Here is an 18,021-nt window from a genome sequence, read left to right on the forward strand (position 1 = left end):
AAGATCGCAGCCTTCGGCAGCTCCTACACAGGCGATTCCCTGTAGGAGCTGCCGAAGGCTGCGATCTTTTGCTCTTCAGGCATTTTCTTTGTAAGCCTTCAGCGCCTTGAGCCGCTCACGCTTGATCGCCTCGCCCAACTCTGGACCCTTGAAACCCTTCTCCAGCAGCGGCTGCACCGCAATGCTGCGCGCCGCAGTCGCCGCCCCGCGCAGATAATCCGCCTGTGGATAACTTCTCTGCTCCAGCCCTTCGCGTCCGCGCGCATCCATCTCGCATGCCGCGATGAACTCCTCGAACCGCTGTGGTCGACGGTAAACGTCGAAACTTTGCAACAATTCCAGCAATGTCGATGGCTTTAACTCCAGGGCGCGATGCCCGTGGGTGTGGTACTCGCCCACCAGCATTGCCAGTTCCTGGCAGTCTCTCGGCACCTTGAAGCGTTCGTTGACCGCTTTGATCAGCTTCAGGCCCTTGAACTCGTGGGCAATGTGCCGAGGCCATTCCTCCTTTGGCGTCAGGCCCTTGCCCAGATCGTGCAGCAGGCAGGCCCAGCGCACGGTCAGCGGCTGTTTGTGCAGTGCTGCTTGCTGCAACACGCTCAGGGTGTGTGCGCCAGTATCGATTTCCGGGTGATGGGCCGGGGGCTGCGGGACGCCGAACAGTGCGTCGACCTCCGGCATCAGCACCTTGAGTGCGCCACATGCACGCAACACCTCGATAAACACCTGTGGCTGATCTTCCATCAGGGCGCGGGAGATTTCCTTCCAGCTGCGCTCGGGAGTCAGTGCCTCAAGCTCGCCTGACTCGCTGAGTTGACGCATCAGTTCAAGGGTTTCCGGGGCGACGGTAAAACCCAGCGCGGCATATCGCGCGGCAAAGCGGGCTACACGGAGGACCCTGAGCGGATCCTCGGCAAACGCCGGGGAAACATGGCGCAGCAGGCGCGCTTCGAGATCGCGCTGGCCGTGGTAGGGGTCGGTCAGGTTCTGCTGATCGTCTTCGGCCATGGCGTTAATGGTCAGGTCGCGACGGATCAGGTCTTCTTCAAGGGTGACTTCAGGACTGGCGTGAAAAGTGAACCCGCCGTAACCGCGCCCGCTTTTGCGCTCGGTGCGGGCGAGGGCGTATTCCTCACCGCTTTTTGGATGAAGGAACACCGGGAAATCCGCACCCACCGGGCGAAAACCCTTGGCGAGCATTTCTTCGGTGGTGGCGCCGACCACGACCCAGTCGATATCGGTGACCGGTTTGCCCAGCAGGCGATCACGTACCGCACCACCGACTTTATAAATACGCATAAAAAACCTCCGTTAGCTCGACAGGATAACCCTTGCATCGAGCTTTCGGAGTCGTAAAGCGGTTCAAAGATGGATGACAGCCAGGTCCAGTCGACCGTAATCACCCTCGCTGTGCTCGTTTCGGGGTGGCACATGATGGGTTTTCATCACGGTGTCCCCTTGCAGGGTTTCCAGGTGAATGTCGAAACCCCAAAGGCGGTGCAGGTGTTTGAGCACTTCTTCGGTCGAGTCGCCCAGCGGTTTGCGGTCGTGTTGCTGGTGACGCAGGGTCAGGGAGCGGTCGCCACGCCGGTCGATGCTATAGATCTGCACGTTAGGTTCGCGATTGCCCAGGTTGTACTGCGCGGCCAGGGTTTCCCGGATGATGCGGTAGCCACCTTCGTCGTGAATGGCGGGCACCAGCAGGTCGTCCTTCTGATCGTCATCGAGAATGCTGAACAGCTTGAGGTCGCGGATCACCTTGGGTGAGAGGTACTGCAGGATGAAGCTCTCATCCTTGAAGCTGCTCATGGCGAACTTGATGGCTGCCAGCCAGTCGGTACCGGCAATGTCGGGGAACCAGCGGCGATCTTCTTCCGTGGGCTCTTCGCACATGCGACGGATGTCACGGTACATGGCAAACCCCAGGGCGTAAGGGTTGATGCCGCTGTAGTAGGGGCTGTCGAAGCCAGGCTGGAACACCACGCTGGTGTGGGACGTCAGGAACTCCATCATGAAGCCGTCGGTGACCAGGCCCTCGTCGTACAGATCGTTCATCAGGGTGTAGTGCCAGAAGGTGGCCCAGCCTTCGTTCATCACCTGGGTCTGGCGCTGTGGATAAAAATACTGGGCGATCTTGCGCACGATGCGCACGATTTCCCGCTGCCATGGTTCCAGCAGCGGCGCATGTTTTTCAATGAAGTACAGGATGTTTTCCTGAGGTTCGGCGGGGAAGCGTGCGTTGTCCTTGTCGCTGTACTTGTCCGCGCCCTTGGGAATGGTGCGCCACAGATCGTTGATCTGTTTCTGCAAGTGCTCCTCCCGGTCCTTTTGCCGGCGGCGTTCTTCTTCCGCGGAAATCGGATAGGGACGTTTGTAGCGGTCGACGCCATAGTTCATCAGCGCATGGCAGGAATCGAGCAGGTCCTCGACCGCGTCAATGCCGTGGCGCTCCTCGCATTGCATGATGTACTGCTTGGCAAACACCAGGTAATCGATGATCGAGCTGGCGTCGGTCCAGGTGCGGAACAGGTAATTGCCTTTGAAAAAGCTGTTGTGCCCGTAGCAGGCATGGGCCACCACCAGCGCCTGCATGCAGATGGTGTTTTCTTCCATCAGGTAGGCGATGCACGGGTCGGAGTTGATCACGATCTCGTACGCCAGACCCATCTGGCCGCGGGTGTAGGATTTTTCAGTGCTGAGGAAGTGCTTGCCGTAGGACCAGTGGTGATAACCCAGAGGCATGCCGACGGAGGCGTAGGCATCCATCATCTGCTCGGCGGTGATCACTTCGATCTGGTTCGGGTACGTATCGAGGGCGTAACCCGCCGCAATGCGGCTGATTTCGCGGTCGTACGCCTGGATCAGCTCGAACGTCCATTCGGAGCCGGTGGAAATGGGTTGGCGCTTCTGCTCTTTGGCGGTCATGTCACTAACCTGCGCTGGAAGAGTTCACGGAAGACCGGATAGATATCCCCGGCCGAGACCAGTTGTTGCTGGGCAAACGTGTCGGAAAAGGCTTCGGCGATGCGCTCGTATTCGAACCAAAGGGCCTGGTGTTCGCGCGGGGTGATCTCAACGTAAGTGTAGTACTGCACGAATGGCATGATCTGGTTGATCAGGATGTCGCGGCAGATCGGAGAGTCGTCGTTCCAGTTGTCGCCATCGGAGGCCTGGGCGGCGTAGATGTTCCACTCGTTACTCGGGTAGCGCTCGGCCATGATCTCCTGCATCAGTTTCAGGGCGCTGGAGACTATGGTACCGCCGGTTTCCCGAGAGTAGAAAAACTCTTCTTCATCCACTTCGCGGGCACTGGTGTGGTGGCGGATGAACACGACGTCGATCTTGTCGTAGTTACGCTTGAGAAACAGGTACAGCAGGATGAAGAAGCGCTTGGCGATGTCCTTGGTCGCCTGGGTCATCGAGCCGGACACGTCCATCAGGCAGAACATCACGGCCTTGGAACTGGGGTTGGGTTGTTTGATGAGCAGGTTGTACTTGAGGTCGAACGTGTCGAGAAACGGCACGCGGTGAATGCGCGCGCTGAGTTTTTCGATTTCAGCTTCGATTTCCTGAATATCGCCGAAGTTGTCTGGCTCTTCCTGCTTGAGTCGCAGAAGTTCTTCCTTGGCCTCACGCAGTTTTGCCCGGCTGCTGCCGGACAGGGCGATCCGCCGGGCGTGGGCTGAGCGCAGGGTGCGGATGATGTTGATCCGCGACGGGTTGCCCTCGTTGCTGATCCCGGCCCGCACGGTCTTGAAGGTGTCGGTGCCGGTCAGGTTGCGTTTTACCAGGTTGGGCAGTTCGAGATCCTCGAACATGAACTCGAGGAACTCTTCCTGGGTGATCTGGAAGACGAATTCGTCCATCCCTTCGCCGGAATTGCCAGCCTTGCCGGGGCCTCGGCCGCCACCGCCTCCCGGTGGACGGGCGATATGTTCGCCACTGGTGAACTCCTTGTTGCCCGGGTGCACGACCGTCTGCTTGCCACCGCGGCCGTGGTGAAGCACCGGCTCGTCGATGTCGCGGCCGGGAATGCTGATTTGTTCGCCGTGTTCCATATCGGTAATGGAGCGCCGGCTGACCGCCTCTTCGACAGCCTTTTTAATGTGATCACGGTAGCGCCGCAGAAACCGCTGGCGGTTCACCGTGCTCTTGTTCTTGCCATTGAGACGTCGGTCGATCACATAGCTCATGACTGCTCCTTAGAAGCTGTCCTGAAAGGGGCGAGCGGTGATACAGCATCGAACCGAGAGCCGAGGGATATTGAACGCTCCCCCAAGCGCCTTGGATGCTGCCTGAACTCGCTACCGACTTTCGAACACCTTCCAGAGGCCTGTGTAACAGAAAAAGCGCACACAGGTCTCTGGCTGACGACAACCGGTCTGACCGGCAGCGGGTTATTGTGATTTTCTGACCCGCAGGTACCACTCGGACAGCAGTCGTACCTGTTTGTCGGTGTAGCCCCGCTCGACCATCCGTGTGACGAAGTCGTTGTGTTTTTGCTGGTCCTCCTTGCTGGCCTTGGCGTTGAAGCTGATGACCGGTAGCAGGTCCTCGGTGTTGGAGAACATTTTCTTCTCGATGACCACCCGCAGTTTTTCGTAGCTGAGCCAGGTCGGGTTCTTGCCGTTGTTGTTGGCCCGGGCGCGCAGGACGAAGTTGACGATTTCGTTGCGGAAATCCTTCGGATTGCTGATGCCGGCCGGTTTTTCGATTTTCTCCAGTTCTTCGTTCAGGGCTACGCGGTTGAGGATTTCGCCGGTTTCCGGGTCGCGGTATTCCTGGTCCTGGATCCAGAAGTCGGCGTACAACACGTAGCGATCGAAGATGTTCTGGCCGTACTCGCTGTAGGATTCGAGGTAGGCAGTCTGGATCTCCTTGCCGATGAATTCGATGTAGCGCGGTGCCAGGTACTCCTTGAGGAAGCGCAGATAGCGTTCGCGGGTCTCAGCCTGGAACTGTTCCTGTTCGATCTGCTGTTCCAGCACATAGAGCAGATGTACCGGGTTGGCAGCAATTTCGTGCGGATCGAAGTTGAACACCTTCGACAGGATCTTGAACGCGAAGCGAGTCGAGAGACCGTTCATGCCTTCGTCGACACCGGCGTTGTCTCGGTATTCCTGGATCGACTTGGCTTTCGGATCGGTGTCCTTGAGGTTCTCGCCGTCGTACACGCGCATCTTCGAATAGATGTTGGAGTTTTCCGGCTCTTTAAGACGCGAGAGCACGGTGAACTGGGCCAGCATCTTCAGGGTATCCGGCGCGCAATGCGCCTTGGCCAGCGAACTGTTGAACAGCAGCTTGTCGTAGATCTTCACTTCGTCACTGACCCGCAGGCAGTACGGCACTTTGACGATGTAGATCCGGTCGATGAAGGCTTCGTTGTTCTTGTTGTTGCGGAAGGTGTGCCACTCCGATTCGTTGGAGTGCGCCAGCAGGATCCCGGTGAACGGAATCGCGCCAAGGCCTTCGGTACTGTTGTAGTTGCCTTCCTGGGTGGCAGTCAGCAACGGGTGCAGCACCTTGATCGGTGCCTTGAACATTTCGACGAATTCCATCAGGCCCTGGTTGGCCCGGCACAGGGCGCCCGAGTAGCTGTAGGCGTCGGCGTCGTTCTGCGGGAACTCCTCCAGTTTGCGGATATCAACCTTGCCCACCAGTGCCGAAATGTCCTGGTTGTTTTCGTCACCAGGTTCGGTCTTGGCCACGGCGATCTGGTTGAGGATCGACGGGTAGAGTTTCACCACGCGGAACTGGCTGATGTCGCCACCGAATTCGGCCAGGCGCTTGGTCGCCCATGGCGACATGATGGTGTTGAGGTAGCGCCGTGGAATGCCAAAGTCTTCCTCGAGGATCGCTCCATCTTCAGTGGAGTTGAACAGACCCAGGGGCGACTCGAATACCGGCGAGCCCTTGATCGCGTAGAAGGGCACTTTTTCCATCAGCTGCTTGAGCTTCTCGGCCAGGGACGATTTACCGCCACCGACAGGGCCGAGCAGGTACAGGATTTGTTTCTTCTCCTCCAGGCCTTGAGCGGCGTGACGGAAATACGACACGATCTGGTCGATGCATTCTTCCATCCCGTGGAAGTCTTCAAAGGCCGGATAGCGGCGGATTACCTTGTTGGAGAAGATGCGCGAAAGCCTCGAGTTGGTCGAGGTGTCGAGCAGTTCCGGTTCACCGATGGCCAGCAGTAGACGCTCGGCGGCGGAAACGTAGGCGCTGCGGTCTTTTTTGCACAGTTCAAGATACTCTTGCAGTGAGAGTTCTTCCTGGCGTGTGGACTCGAAGCGTTGTTGGAAGTGGCTAAAGATACTCATGACGTCACCTCGCTCGATACGTGGAGCCGACGCCGGATCACTCAGTCGATGCTGGCAGCAACCGAACAGGCGATTGCTGTTTACCCCCCAGAACTCTCCCGGAGCTGACGACTCCGAAAGCTACTCCCGATGACCCGTGCGCCGGTGTACCGGCTCTCCCCTGTTTTGGATGGCCTGGGCTTAAGGATAGTTGGGAATTCGGGAGGTAAAGGCGAGATACGTAATTAGTTGTGGCAGACCGTTCGTCTGCCACCGCGCTAGCCCGCGGGAGCCGGGGCCTGCAACGTTACAAAAAAATTATTCGGAAGTGCCTTGCGCCGTTTCCGTCGGATAGGTCGTACGCCACAACTCGAATCCGCCATCCATGCTGTAGACGTCGGAGAAGCCCTGGCTGATCAGGTAGGCGGCCGCACCCTGGCTGGAATTGCCGTGATAACAGACCACCACGGTCGGTGCGTCGAGGTCGGCGCCCTGGATGAAAGCGTGCAGGGAATGATTGTCCAGATGCTTCGAGCCTGCGATATGCAGGGCGGCAAAAGTGGCCGGGTCGCGGACGTCGACCACCACTGCGCCTTGTTCGCGCAGGGCCTGGGCCTGTTCCGGGGGGATACGTTTGAATTCGCTCATGGCGGGCTCCTGTGGCTCGGCAGAATGGGCAGTCTAGCGCGGTGCGCTGGCTGGCGATGTTTGGGGAATGGATGAGGCGACTGGCGGCACGGCATGGCCGTGTTCGTCGCATTTGCAGGACAGGCGCTCAAAGCTGTCGACGTTCATCAGGGTCAGGGCGCCGCCCCAGACGCAGCCAGTGTCGAGGGCCGAGATGCCAGGCTCATTGATATTGCCTTCCAGTGCTGCCCAGTGACCGAAGATGATCTTCAGGCCCTTGGTCTTGCGTTCCTTGTGCTGGAACCAGGGTTTGTAGCCGGGTGGTGCGGTACCGAGGCCTTCCTTGCTCTTGAGGTCGAGTTTGCCTTCGGCGGTGCAAAAACGCATGCGGGTGAAATAATTGGTGATCACCCGCAGGCGCGTCACGCCTTTGAGGTCATTGTCCCATTTCGCTGGATCGTTGCCGTACATGCCATCGAGGTAGGGTGGCAGCAGGTTGTCGTCACGCAAGGCGGTCTCGACTTCGGCGGCACACTTCAAGGCTTTGCGCAGCGACCACTGGGGTGGAATGCCGGCATGGACCAGTGCCACGTTGCGTTGTTCGTCGTAGTGCATGAGCTTTTGCTGGCGCAGCCATTCGAGCAGTTCGGCGCTATCCGGCGCTTCAATGATCTCGTGCAGGGTGTCGGCCTTCTTCAGGCGTTCGATGTTGCGTCCGGCCGCCAGCAGGTGCAGGTCGTGGTTGCCGAGCACGCACACCAGCGATTCGCGGATGCTATAGAGGAAGCGCAGGGTTTCCAGCGACTGCGGGCCGCGGTTGACCAGGTCGCCCACCAGCCACAGGCGATCGCGTTGAGGGTCGAACGCCACTTGTTTGAGTAGGCATTGCAGGGCCTGAAGGCAGCCTTGCAGGTCGCCGACAGCGTAGGTTGCCATCAGTGCAGGGCTCCGGGCACCGCCAGGCGGAAGGGCGCGATGATGGCATCGAAATGTTTGCCGTCGTCGGAAAGCATCTGGTAGGTGCCTTGCATGGTGCCGACCTTGGTGGTCATCACCGTGCCGCTGCTGTAGGTGTGGCTCTTGCCCGGTTCGATCAGCGGTTGCTGGCCGACCACCCCTGCGCCGCGGACTTCTTCGACATGTCCGTCACCATCGGTGATGACCCAGTGCCGTGAAAGCAGTTTGGCGGGCATTTCGCCATTGTTTTGCACGGTAATGGTGTAGGCGAAGGCAAAGCGGTGGTGCTCGGGTTGCGATTGTTCTGCCAGATAGCGGGTGACGACGCTGACGTCGACCTGATAACGAGGATCGGACATTCAAGGGGCCTTAAAAACGAAGCGGGACGCGGGGCGTAGCTGATGGAGTTCAGTCTAGGCCAAGTATCGGGTAGTAGACCAGAGTGGCGTCCTACCCGATAGCGCTCATCGCCTGTCAGTCAGTGGCAGGCTTTTGTGGCGCTTGCTCGCTGAGCTTGTCAGCCAGGCGCACGAAGGCGGCCAGGTCGAGCTGCTCGGGACGCAGGCTGCCATCGACGCCGGCGGCTTCGATTTCGGCATTGCTCAGCAGCAGCTTGAGGGTGTTGCGCAGGGTTTTGCGGCGCTGGTTGAACGCTTCGCGCACGACGCGCTCCAGCAGACGGTGATCCTTGGCCGGGTGCGGCAGTACTGCGTGGGGTACCAGGCGCACGATGGCCGAATCGACTTTCGGTGGCGGGTTGAACGCGCCCGGGCCGACGTTGAACAGGTGCTCGACCCGGCAATGGTACTGAACCATGATCGACAGACGGCCCCAGTCACCACCACCCGGGCCGGCAGCCAGGCGCTCGACCACTTCCTTTTGCAGCATGAAGTGCATGTCGCGGATCAGGTGCGAGTTGTGCAGCAGGTGAAAAATCAGCGGCGTGGAGATATTGTACGGCAGGTTGCCGACCACTCGCAGGCTGCCTGGCGCGGCATTCAGGCTGTTGAAGTCGAACTTCAGCGCATCGCCCTGATGCAGGTTGAAGTTGCTCTTGTCGGCAAACTGCTGGTTGAGGATCGGGATCAGGTCCTTGTCCAGTTCCACCACGTCGAGTTGCGCGCCGCTGCTGAGCAGGCCTTGGGTCAGTGCGCCCTGGCCCGGGCCGATTTCCAGCAGGCGGTCTTCTGCCTTGGCATGAATGGAGCGCAGGATGCGGTCGATAACGCCGGCATCGTGCAGGAAGTTCTGGCCAAAGCGTTTGCGCGCCTTGTGTTGGTAGTGCTCGGTCATAAACGGGTCTCGGCCATCTGGTAGGCGGTTTCCAGGGCGACTTGCAGGCTGCCGGTGTCGATCTTGCCGCTGCCGGCCAGATCCAGGGCGGTGCCGTGGTCGACCGAGGTGCGGATGATCGGCAAGCCGAGGGTCACGTTGACTGCCGCGCCGAAGCCTTTGTATTTCAGCACCGGCAGGCCCTGGTCGTGGTACATCGCCAGCACCGCATCGCAGTGCTCCAGATATTTGGGGGTAAACAGAGTGTCGGCGGGCAGGGGGCCGCGAAGGTCCATGCCCTCGCCGCGCAGGCGCTCTAATGTGGGTTCGATGATATCGATTTCTTCATGGCCCAGGTGTCCGCCTTCACCTGCATGCGGGTTGAGCCCGCAGACCAGGATGCGCGGCCGGGCGATGCCGAACTTGTTTTGCAGGTCGGCGTGCAGGATTCGCGTGACGCGTTCCAGGCGCTCCGGCGTGATGGCATCGGCAATCTCGCGAAGGGGCAGGTGAGTGGTCACCAGGGCCACGCGCAAGCCACGAGTGGCCAGCAGCATCACCACTTGCGCGGTATGGGTCAGGTCGGCAAGGAATTCCGTGTGCCCGGAAAAGGCGATGCCGGATTCGTTGATGACGCCTTTGTGCACGGGTGCGGTAATCATGCCGGCAAAATCCCCGCTCAGGCAGCCTTGGCCGGCCCGGGTCAGGGTTTCCAGGACGAACGCAGCGTTGGCCTTGTCCAGTTGTCCGGCGATGACCTTGGCGTTGAGCGGTGTGTCCCAGACATACAGGCTGTTGGCTGGCGCTGGGGCATCCGGCCAGTTGTCCGGGGTGACCGGCAGCAAGTCGACCGCCACGCCCAGTTGCGCAGCCCGCTCGATGAGCAGGTCGCGACTGGTAATGGCAATCAGGGGATAGGGCTGGGCTTGCGAGGCGAGCAGCAGGCACAGGTCGGGACCTATGCCGGCTGGTTCGCCGGGTGTCAGCGCGAAACGTTGGGGTTTCACTGCGCTGCCTGGTCGGCGCCAGGGAGTTTGATTTCCACGTACGCTTCGTCACGGATCTGACGCAGCCAGGTTTGCAGCTCTTCGTCGTATTTGCGGTTACGCAAAACGGTCATGGCTTGCTGCTCGCGAGCCTGGCTGGTGCTGTCGGTGGCGCGACGGCCAAGGACTTCCAGGACATGCCAGCCGTATTGAGTCTGGAACGGCCTGGACAGCTGACCTTGTGGGGTCTTGGCCATCACTTCGCGGAACTCGGGTACCAGCGCGTTCGGGTCGATCCAGTTCAGGTCGCCGCCGTTGAGGGCGGAACCCGGGTCTTCCGAGTAGTTTTTCGCCAGCTCGGCGAAGTCTTCGCCAGCCTCGATACGGCTGTAGAGCGATTCGGCCAGGGCCTTGGTTTTCGCTTCGTCTCGGATCGGGCTCGGCTTGACCAGGATGTGACGCACATGCACTTCATCGCGCATCTGGGTCTCGCCGCCACGCTTGTCGAGGATCTTCAGGATGATGAAGCCGCCCGGGGTACGCATTGGCTGGGTGACATCACCCACCGGCATGGTGCTCAGCAGGCGATCGAACGGCGGAGGCAATTGAGCGGCTTTACGCCAGCCCATGTCACCACCTTCCAGAGCGGTTTCGCTGGCGGATTTGGCGATTGCCAACTGACTGAAGTCAGCGCCTTGCTTGAGCTGCTGGTAAATCGCATCGGCCTGTTTGGCGGCACTCTGAATCGCTTCGGAGTTGGCGCTTTCCGGTGTAGGAATCAGGATGTTGGCCAGGTGGAACTCTTCGGACAGCTGCATTTTGCCCAGGTCAGATGCCAGGAAGTTCTTCACTTCCTGCTCGGAGACCTGAATGCGTTCGGCGACCCGGCGCTGGCGCACGCGGCTGATGACCATTTCGCGGCGAATCTGCTCACGTGCGTCTTCATAGGACAGACCGTCGCGAGTCAGGGCTGCGCGGAACTGCTCGATCGACATGTTGTTGCGCTGGGCAATGGTGCCCACGGCCTGGTTCAGCTCTTCATCGGTAATGCGGATGCCGGAACGCTCGCCGATCTGCAATTGCAGGTTTTCGACGATCAGGCGCTCAAGTACCTGTTGCTCCAGCACGCTGGCCGGCGGCACGGCAGAACCACGCTTGGCAATGGTTTGCTGAACTTCATGAACGCGTCGGTCCAGTTGGCTCTGCATGACCACGTCGTTGTCGACGATGGCCACCACTTTATCGATGGACTGCACGGCGGCACTGGCCGCCGTACTCAGAAACAGCGCGCCCAGCATCAGCGGGCGCAGACAATCAGAAAGCTTGGTCTTCACGTTCACGATAACCTTGAATGCCTTTGTCGAGGAAGCTCTCTGCCTTGGCGCCGGTGAGGCCGCCGAGTCCCTTCAGAACAATTTGGAGGAAGACGCCATGGTCGCCTTTTTCGTTTTCCGGTGCTTGCTGGCTGAACTCGTCGTAATCAACGAAGTAACGGTTGATCAGGCGCAGTTTCCAGCAGCAGCTGTCGTACTCGAAACCACCGAAGGCTTCCAGGGTACGGTTGCGGTTGTAGTCATACTGCCAGCGGCTGATAGCGCTCCATTGCGGCACGATCGGCCAGATCACCGAGAAGTCGTGCTGTTCGATCTTGTAGTAGTCCTTCACGTAGCCAGGCTGCCCAGGGGTGCCGTAGTCACCGCCGAACTGCCATTGACCGGTGTTCTGGTTGTAGATCACCTGGTCGTTACGATAGCGATAGCCGAGGTTGACGATCTTGTTCGGGTTGTCCTCTGGCTGGTAGTGGAACATCGCGCTGCCCGAGCGAGGGCTGCGGCTGTCCGGGTCCCAGTTGTAGTCGGCCGTGGTACGCCAGTCGCGGTTCCAGCGATATTCGTATTCCAGCGCATAAGGCGAAACATTCGAATGTGCATCGGCGCGGGTTTCTGGGTTGATCCCTGGCAACTGAACTTCGCGGTCCTTGAAGTACAGGGCCTGGCCAACACTGATGCGTTGGCGCTCGAAACCGTTGTCTTCGATCCAGCGGCTGGTCACGCCCAGGGACAGTTTGTTCTCGTCGCCGACACGGTCGGAACCGGAGAAGCGGTTGTCACGGAACAGCGACGCATAGTTGAAGGTGTATTCGCTGGTGTCGAATACCGGGATGTCTTCCTGGTCGACCTCAGGCACGTACAGGTAGAACAGGCGCGGCTCTAGAGTCTGGCGGTAGTTCTTGCCGAAGTACTGGGTATTGCGATCGAAGTACAGGCCGCTGTCGATACTGGCGATCGGCACGCCGCGGTTCTGGTTGCTGTCGAACTGACCGTTGAAATTTTTAGTCCCGTTTTCAGCTGCGTTTTGATTTTGCTGAGCGATTTGAGTTTTGCCGGTACCGTCCAGATCCAGTTGGTACTGGGTGTACTGGTACTTGAGCTTCGGAGTCAGGAAGCCGTAAGTCGTGTTCATCGGCAGGCTCATGGCGGGCGCGAGATTCAGGCGGTCGCCATTGGCGCGAGCCAGACCTTGAATGTTGTTATCGATACGGGGTTCACCGAAGCCATCTTCGTCAAAGTAGGTCCCGTTCTGCAGATCCCGGTCAAACCGCACGAGTTCGGTGTTGTACGTGAAATCCAGGCCTTCCGGATGATAAGGCAGCATACCGTCGAGGGTGAGCTGCGGCAGGCGGTCATACGGCGTAATGTTCGATACGCTTGCCAGTTGGTATGCCTGGGCGTTTGCGCGAGCGGTATAGCTGTCGCCGCGATAGGTCACGGAACCCTGCTGGTTCACATAGTCGTTGCTTTTCACGCCAATCTGGTCGGTCTGCAGATCCTGGAAGTAATACGGATCGCTGATCTTGGTGTAGTCGACTTGCGTGAGTACTCGCGAGTCGAGGCCACCCTTGTGCTGCCAGTTGTACATGTAGCGGGTTTTTTCGGCGTCGGACTGCTTGTCGCGTTCGTCGCTTTCGTCGTTGAGGTACGCCGCACCGAACTGGCCTTCGCTGGACTTGGTCAGGTAGCGGAACTCGCCTTCCATCAACAAACCGTGCTTTTCCATGTAGCGCGGGTACAACGTGGCATCGTAGTTCGGCGCCAGGTTGAAGTAGTACGGGGTGACCAGCATGAAGCCGGTATCGCTGCCGGTGCCGATGGTCGGCGGCAGGAAGCCGGACTGGCGACGGTCGTCGATCGGGAAATAGATGTACGGCGTGTATAGGACCGGAATGTCCTTGACCCGCAGTGTCACGTTGGTCGCCGTACCGAAACCGGTGGCCGGGTTCAGGGTGATGTTGTTACCCTTGAGCTGCCAGGCGTTGCTGTTCGGTTCGCACGTGGTGTACGTACCGTCCTTGAGGCGGATGATAGCGTTCTCGGCACGTTTGGCGTACAGCGCATTACCGCGGATGCGTGATTTGTGCATCACGTATTCGGCGTTGTCGACCTTGGCTTCACCGGTGTCGAGCTGCACGTCGGCGTGGTCGCCGACGATCAGGGCGCCGTTGTCGCGAATGCGCACGTTGCCATTCAGGTCGCCACGGTTCTCGGCCTGGTACAGGTTGGCTTCGTCGGCTTCGACCTGCATGCTGCCCTGGCGCATGACGACGTCGCCGGCCAGGGTTGCGACCTGCTCATCCTGCTTATAGCGGGAGGCTTTTGCGCCGATAAAGGTAGGTGCGTCACTTTTATCCGTCTTGTCATTCATGCCAGGACGAATCGGTTCGATATAGGAACCAGAGCAATAAGGACCGGTTTCAGCCAATTGTGCGGCGGTGAGCTGCTCGCGGGGAACCCAGTCGAGGTGACTGTAGTCTTCGCTACGCGACTTCAGGCCACGGCCTTTGGATTCGGTGACGAGCACCGGCTTGGCGCCAGTGTCTTCACTGGAACCGTTCTCGGCCGAGGCTTCGCCAGTGGCGGAAACTGCGCTGCCGTCATGGACGGGACGCGGTGGTAATGCAGCCGCCGGCGTCTTTGGCGCGCAGTCCCAGGAACCCGAAGCAGAGACTGAGCAGTCAAACTGTTCCGCGGCGACCACGTAGGAAGTGGCAAGGGGTTGCAGCGCCAGCAAACTGCCGGTAACCAACAACGGAAATTTTTTACGAAACGCGGGGGATTTCAATGCCATCTTATTAGTCCGGGCTTCCTGCGTGCCATCTGCCCGCGGTGTGGGCCGCACGCCTCTCGATGGTCTGAAAAAGATGCTGGATAATAAAGCATGACCCGCTTGACGGCTAGCGCCGTCGGAGACCCTTGCAATGCCTGATCAAGATGTACGCTTGCAACACCTGAAAGTTTGGCTCGATGAACAATTGGCGACCCATTTTGCCGAGCAGGGCTGGGGCGTCGTACCCCCGGCCACGTTGACCGCGGCCAGCAGCGACGCGAGTTTCCGGCGGTACTTCCGCTGGGAAGGCGATGGCAAAAGCTTCATCGTGATGGACGCGCCTCCGCCCCAGGAAAACTGCAAACCTTTCGTGGATATCGCCTTTTTGCTGGCGAAATCCGGAATAAATGTGCCGAAAATTTATGCCGAAGACCTCGAGCGCGGGTTTCTTTTGCTCAATGACCTGGGCAACAAGACCTATCTGGATGTCATCGACAGCGAAAACGCCGACGATTTGTTCAAGGATGCCCTGCAGGCGTTGCTGGCTTTCCAGCAGTTGCCGATGGTTGCACCGCTGCCGAGCTATGACGTGGCATTACTGCGTCGCGAACTGGAACTGTTCCCCGAGTGGTACGTGAAGCGCGAATTGGGCATCGAATTCGACGCGGCGCAGCAAGTGCTCTGGCAGCAGGTCAGCGATCTGTTGATCGACAGCGCCCTGGCACAGCCAAAAGTCCTGGTGCATCGCGACTACATGCCGCGCAACCTGATGCTCAGCGAGCCCAACCCCGGCGTGCTGGATTTCCAGGATGCGGTATATGGCCCGGTGACCTACGACGTGACCTGCCTGTTCAAGGACGCCTTCCTCAGTTGGCCCGAGGAACGCGTACGCGGCTGGCTGGAAAGCTACTGGCAGCAGGCGGGGGCCCTCGGTATTCCGGTTCAGCCCGAGTTCGAGGACTTTCTGCGTGCCAGCGACTTGATGGGCGCGCAACGTCACCTGAAAGTCATCGGTATTTTCGCGCGCATCTGCCATCGCGACGGCAAACCGCGTTATCTGGGCGATGTTCCGCGTTTCTTTGCGTATATAGATGCCGTGATCGCTCGCCGCCCCGAACTGGCCGAGCTGGATGTGCTGCTGGCCAGCCTGCGTGCCGGAGTGAAAGCATGAAGGCAATGATTCTGGCTGCGGGCAAAGGCGAACGCATGCGCCCGCTGACCCTGACCACACCCAAGCCGCTGGTGCGTGCCGGCGGCGTGCCGCTGATCGAGTATCACCTGCGGGCGCTGGCTGCCGGCGGGTTCACCGACATCGTGATCAACCACGCCTGGCTCGGTCAGCAGATCGAAGACTATCTGGGCGACGGTTCGCGTTATGGCGTGAGCATTCAGTACTCGGCGGAGGGGGAACCCCTGGAAACCGGCGGCGGGATTTTCCGCGCCTTGCCGTTGTTGGGAGATGAAGCCTTTGTGGTGGTCAACGGCGATATCTGGACCGATTACGACTTCAGTGTGCTGCATCAACCCATCAACGGCCTGGCGCACCTGGTGCTGGCCAGCAACCCGCCGCATCATCCGGCCGGGGACTTCAGCCTGGTCGGAAGCCAGGTGCACGACGGTCAACCGCAGGCTCCTACCCTGACCTACAGCGGCATCGCCGTGCTGCATCCGCAGTTGTTCGACGGTTGCACCGCAGGGGCCTTCAAACTCGCGCCGCTGTTGCGCAAAGCCATGGCTGACGGGCTGGTGACCGGCGAGCAGTTGAGGGGGCACTGGGTCGATGTCGGTACTCACGAGCGTCTGGCCGAAGTTGAAACATTAATAGAAGCGAGCCGCTGACATGCTGTGGCCAGGGACTCTGATCGGAGCCGGAGCGGGCTTTGCCATAGCCAGTATTCCGGGGGCCATGCTCGGCGCGTTGTTGGGGCAGGCGCTGGACCGGCGCTTGCACCTGCAGAGCTGGGGGCACTTGCGGGAAAAACTGGGCGGCCGCCCGGTGCTGCGCAACGATGAGTTGCTGTTTGTCCTGCTGGGACGCCTGGCCAAGTGCGACGGCCAGGTGATGGCCGGGCACATCGAACAGGCCCGGGCGGAAATGCGCTCGCTGGACATGTCCGGGCCGGCTCAGCGCCGTGCAATTGCCGCGTTCAACCGTGGCAAGTCGGGTCGTGACCGGCTACGCGGTTATCTGCGTCGCCTGAGTGCCCAGCCCCATGCGGCGGAAGGCGTGTTACGCGCCTGCTGGCGAATGGTATGGGCCGATGGTCGTGCAGGCAGCGGTGAGCGTGAGTTGATCCGCCAGTGGGGGCAGTGGCTGGGCTGGACGCCGCATCAGGTACAGGCGTTGGCCCACGATTATGAGCCGCAGAAGCGGCCATTGGGCAACAGCGTGCCAAGCTATCAGGACGCCTTGAAGTTGTTGGGGGTGTCGGCCACCACTGAACCGGCGCAGATCAAGCGTGCTTACCGGCGCCTGCTCAGTCGCCATCATCCGGACAAGATCGCCGGCAGTGGCGCGACGGCGACGCAGGTGCGTGAGGCAACCGAGAGAACGCGTGAACTGCATAGTGCCTATACGCTGATTCGGGAGCGGCGGGACTTTCGCTAGCCCGGAAAACTTGCGTCGCCAGTGATACCGCTATCGCGAGCAAGCTCGCTCCCACAGGTTTGATGTCGTCCGCCATTTCGTGATCGACATAAAACCTGTGGAAGCGTGGCTTGCCCGCGATGAAGGCGACAGAGTCTGTCAGTCTGTCGCAGGCTGCGGATTCAACCAACCTCGCACACGCCGGAACAATTGCTCCTGTTCGGCCTTGCTATCGGGCAAGGCCTTGAGCGCGACCTGGCTGAATGTCGAGGACTTCAAGCGTTTGCTGGCCTGCAGGCGTTCCAGCGCGGCGTTGCGGTCCAGCGCTTTGTCTTTGTAGTAAAAATCGGCGGTCGGCAGTTTCAGGGTCGGGGTCAGTTCCGCCAGCTCGGGCTTCTCTTCCACCGGTGTGCGAGTGGCGACCATGACCAGTTTCTCGACTTGCGATGGCTGCTTCTCGCTCAGGTAGCGCGCCGCCCAATAGGCACCAGTGCCATGCCCCAGCACCACGATGCTGCGGGCGCTTTGTTGTTCGGCAAACGCGATCGCGGCGTCGATCCGGGCGAAGATGCGCTCGGCATCTGCTTTGGATTGTTCTTCGGTGGTTTCGGCGATGGCCTTGTCGGCCACATCGGCCTCGCCTCCGGCCACCTGTTCGATCGGGGCTGCGGTGGTCGAGTCCTTGCTGTCGGCTTCGGGGGCTTTGGGAGCCGGAGTTGCCTCCACGATTCGTGGCGCAATGGCATCGCTTTGCAAGTCCGGCAAGGTGATACTCAGGCTGCTCCACTCGGCGTCCGGCAATTTGCGCCGCAAAGGACCGACTGCTTGCGGCCAGTCAACGGTTTCGCCGGCGCCCGGGATGATAATCACCGCGCCTTTGGGTTCGGCGGTATTGGCCGGTTTCCACAAGGCCAGAAACGTCTCGGTGCCCGCTTGCAGTTGTTGCTGTTCCTGAGCCGGGATTTTTCGCTCAAGGGCAGCCGCTTCTTCCTGACTACGCTCAGGCAGTGGCTGACGTTCGAGTGGTTTTTCTTCGGCGGCCTTTTCTGCTGCGACAGGCGCCGGTTCGGCCGCCTCGACGGAAAAAGCGCAAGGCAGGATCAACGACAGGCACAATGCTGGCAGTGCCAGGCGGTAGACAGGGGGCATCGGATATTCCAGGCCAGAAGTTGTTCCGGCAGCCTAATGG

Annotated in this window: 15 protein-coding genes; 3 read left to right on the plus strand and 12 right to left on the minus strand. The window is 59.9% G+C overall.

Going from position 1 to position 18,021, the window contains the following annotated elements; translation table 11 throughout:
• Positions 1 to 75: 75 nt before the first annotated feature.
• The 11 genes from Q8X48_RS17530 to Q8X48_RS17580 form a co-directional block, all read right to left on the minus strand.
• Positions 76 to 1,299 carry a multifunctional CCA addition/repair protein gene (locus Q8X48_RS17530; protein ID WP_407799918.1) on the minus strand — a complete coding sequence of 408 codons (1,224 nt, stop codon included), beginning with the start codon at positions 1,297 to 1,299 and terminating at the stop codon, positions 76 to 78.
• Between the two features lie 63 nt (positions 1,300 to 1,362).
• Positions 1,363 to 2,925, minus strand: coding sequence for a SpoVR family protein (locus Q8X48_RS17535; protein WP_007980219.1), 1,563 nt, complete (start codon positions 2,923 to 2,925; stop codon positions 1,363 to 1,365).
• Positions 2,922 to 4,193, minus strand: a complete 1,272-nt coding sequence (locus Q8X48_RS17540) for a YeaH/YhbH family protein (RefSeq protein ID WP_007980218.1) — start codon at positions 4,191 to 4,193, stop codon at positions 2,922 to 2,924. Before Q8X48_RS17540 ends, Q8X48_RS17535 begins: the two co-directional genes overlap by 4 nt.
• Before the next feature lie 204 nt (positions 4,194 to 4,397).
• The gene (locus tag Q8X48_RS17545) at positions 4,398 to 6,320 is read right to left on the minus strand and encodes a PrkA family serine protein kinase (RefSeq protein ID WP_007980217.1); all 1,923 of its coding nucleotides are present in this window, start codon (positions 6,318 to 6,320) and stop codon (positions 4,398 to 4,400) included.
• 297 nt (positions 6,321 to 6,617) lie between these two features.
• Positions 6,618 to 6,947, minus strand: coding sequence for a thiosulfate sulfurtransferase GlpE (gene glpE, locus Q8X48_RS17550; RefSeq protein WP_015097068.1), 330 nt, complete (start codon positions 6,945 to 6,947; stop codon positions 6,618 to 6,620).
• A gap of 33 nt (positions 6,948 to 6,980) precedes the next feature.
• A complete protein-coding gene (locus Q8X48_RS17555; RefSeq protein ID WP_015097067.1) occupies positions 6,981 to 7,862 on the minus strand; it encodes a symmetrical bis(5'-nucleosyl)-tetraphosphatase in 882 nt (293 codons plus the stop codon).
• A complete protein-coding gene (apaG, locus tag Q8X48_RS17560; RefSeq protein ID WP_102674230.1) occupies positions 7,862 to 8,242 on the minus strand; it encodes a Co2+/Mg2+ efflux protein ApaG in 381 nt (126 codons plus the stop codon). The genes Q8X48_RS17555 and apaG overlap by 1 nt, the downstream gene beginning before the upstream one ends.
• 115 nt (positions 8,243 to 8,357) lie before the next feature.
• Positions 8,358 to 9,176: a 16S rRNA (adenine(1518)-N(6)/adenine(1519)-N(6))-dimethyltransferase RsmA gene (rsmA, locus tag Q8X48_RS17565; protein ID WP_102674231.1), complete on the minus strand. Its 819-nt coding sequence runs from the start codon at positions 9,174 to 9,176 to the stop codon at positions 8,358 to 8,360.
• Positions 9,173 to 10,162 (minus strand): 4-hydroxythreonine-4-phosphate dehydrogenase PdxA, encoded by a 990-nt coding sequence (pdxA, locus tag Q8X48_RS17570; RefSeq protein WP_407799917.1) that lies wholly within the window; start codon positions 10,160 to 10,162, stop codon positions 9,173 to 9,175. The genes rsmA and pdxA overlap by 4 nt, the downstream gene beginning before the upstream one ends.
• Positions 10,159 to 11,481: a peptidylprolyl isomerase SurA gene (gene surA, locus Q8X48_RS17575; RefSeq protein ID WP_173862082.1), complete on the minus strand. Its 1,323-nt coding sequence runs from the start codon at positions 11,479 to 11,481 to the stop codon at positions 10,159 to 10,161. The genes pdxA and surA overlap by 4 nt, the downstream gene beginning before the upstream one ends.
• Positions 11,456 to 14,266 carry an LPS-assembly protein LptD gene (locus Q8X48_RS17580; RefSeq protein ID WP_407799916.1) on the minus strand — a complete coding sequence of 937 codons (2,811 nt, stop codon included), beginning with the start codon at positions 14,264 to 14,266 and terminating at the stop codon, positions 11,456 to 11,458. The genes surA and Q8X48_RS17580 overlap by 26 nt, the downstream gene beginning before the upstream one ends.
• Before the next feature lie 130 nt (positions 14,267 to 14,396).
• Here Q8X48_RS17580 and Q8X48_RS17585 point away from each other — a divergent pair, with 130 nt between their 5' ends.
• Genes Q8X48_RS17585 through Q8X48_RS17595 form a run of 3 tightly spaced genes read left to right on the plus strand, consistent with a single transcriptional unit; the run spans position 14,397 to position 16,853 of the window.
• Positions 14,397 to 15,416: an aminoglycoside phosphotransferase family protein gene (locus tag Q8X48_RS17585; protein WP_407799915.1), complete on the plus strand. Its 1,020-nt coding sequence runs from the start codon at positions 14,397 to 14,399 to the stop codon at positions 15,414 to 15,416.
• Positions 15,413 to 16,084 (plus strand): N-acetylmuramate alpha-1-phosphate uridylyltransferase MurU, encoded by a 672-nt coding sequence (murU, locus tag Q8X48_RS17590; RefSeq protein WP_217836515.1) that lies wholly within the window; start codon positions 15,413 to 15,415, stop codon positions 16,082 to 16,084. Before Q8X48_RS17585 ends, murU begins: the two co-directional genes overlap by 4 nt.
• Position 16,085: 1 nt before the next feature.
• Positions 16,086 to 16,853, plus strand: coding sequence for a TerB family tellurite resistance protein (locus tag Q8X48_RS17595; protein WP_015097059.1), 768 nt, complete (start codon positions 16,086 to 16,088; stop codon positions 16,851 to 16,853).
• A 138-nt stretch (positions 16,854 to 16,991) separates the two neighbouring features.
• Here the strand turns inward: Q8X48_RS17595 and Q8X48_RS17600 are convergent, their stop codons facing one another.
• The gene (locus Q8X48_RS17600) at positions 16,992 to 17,981 is read right to left on the minus strand and encodes an alpha/beta hydrolase family protein (RefSeq protein ID WP_407799914.1); all 990 of its coding nucleotides are present in this window, start codon (positions 17,979 to 17,981) and stop codon (positions 16,992 to 16,994) included.
• Between the last annotated feature and the right edge of the window lie 40 nt (positions 17,982 to 18,021).

Origin of the sequence: Pseudomonas sp. QLc11A (genome assembly GCF_052112305.1) — a bacterium.
Classification (GTDB): domain Bacteria; phylum Pseudomonadota; class Gammaproteobacteria; order Pseudomonadales; family Pseudomonadaceae; genus Aquipseudomonas; species Aquipseudomonas laurylsulfatiphila.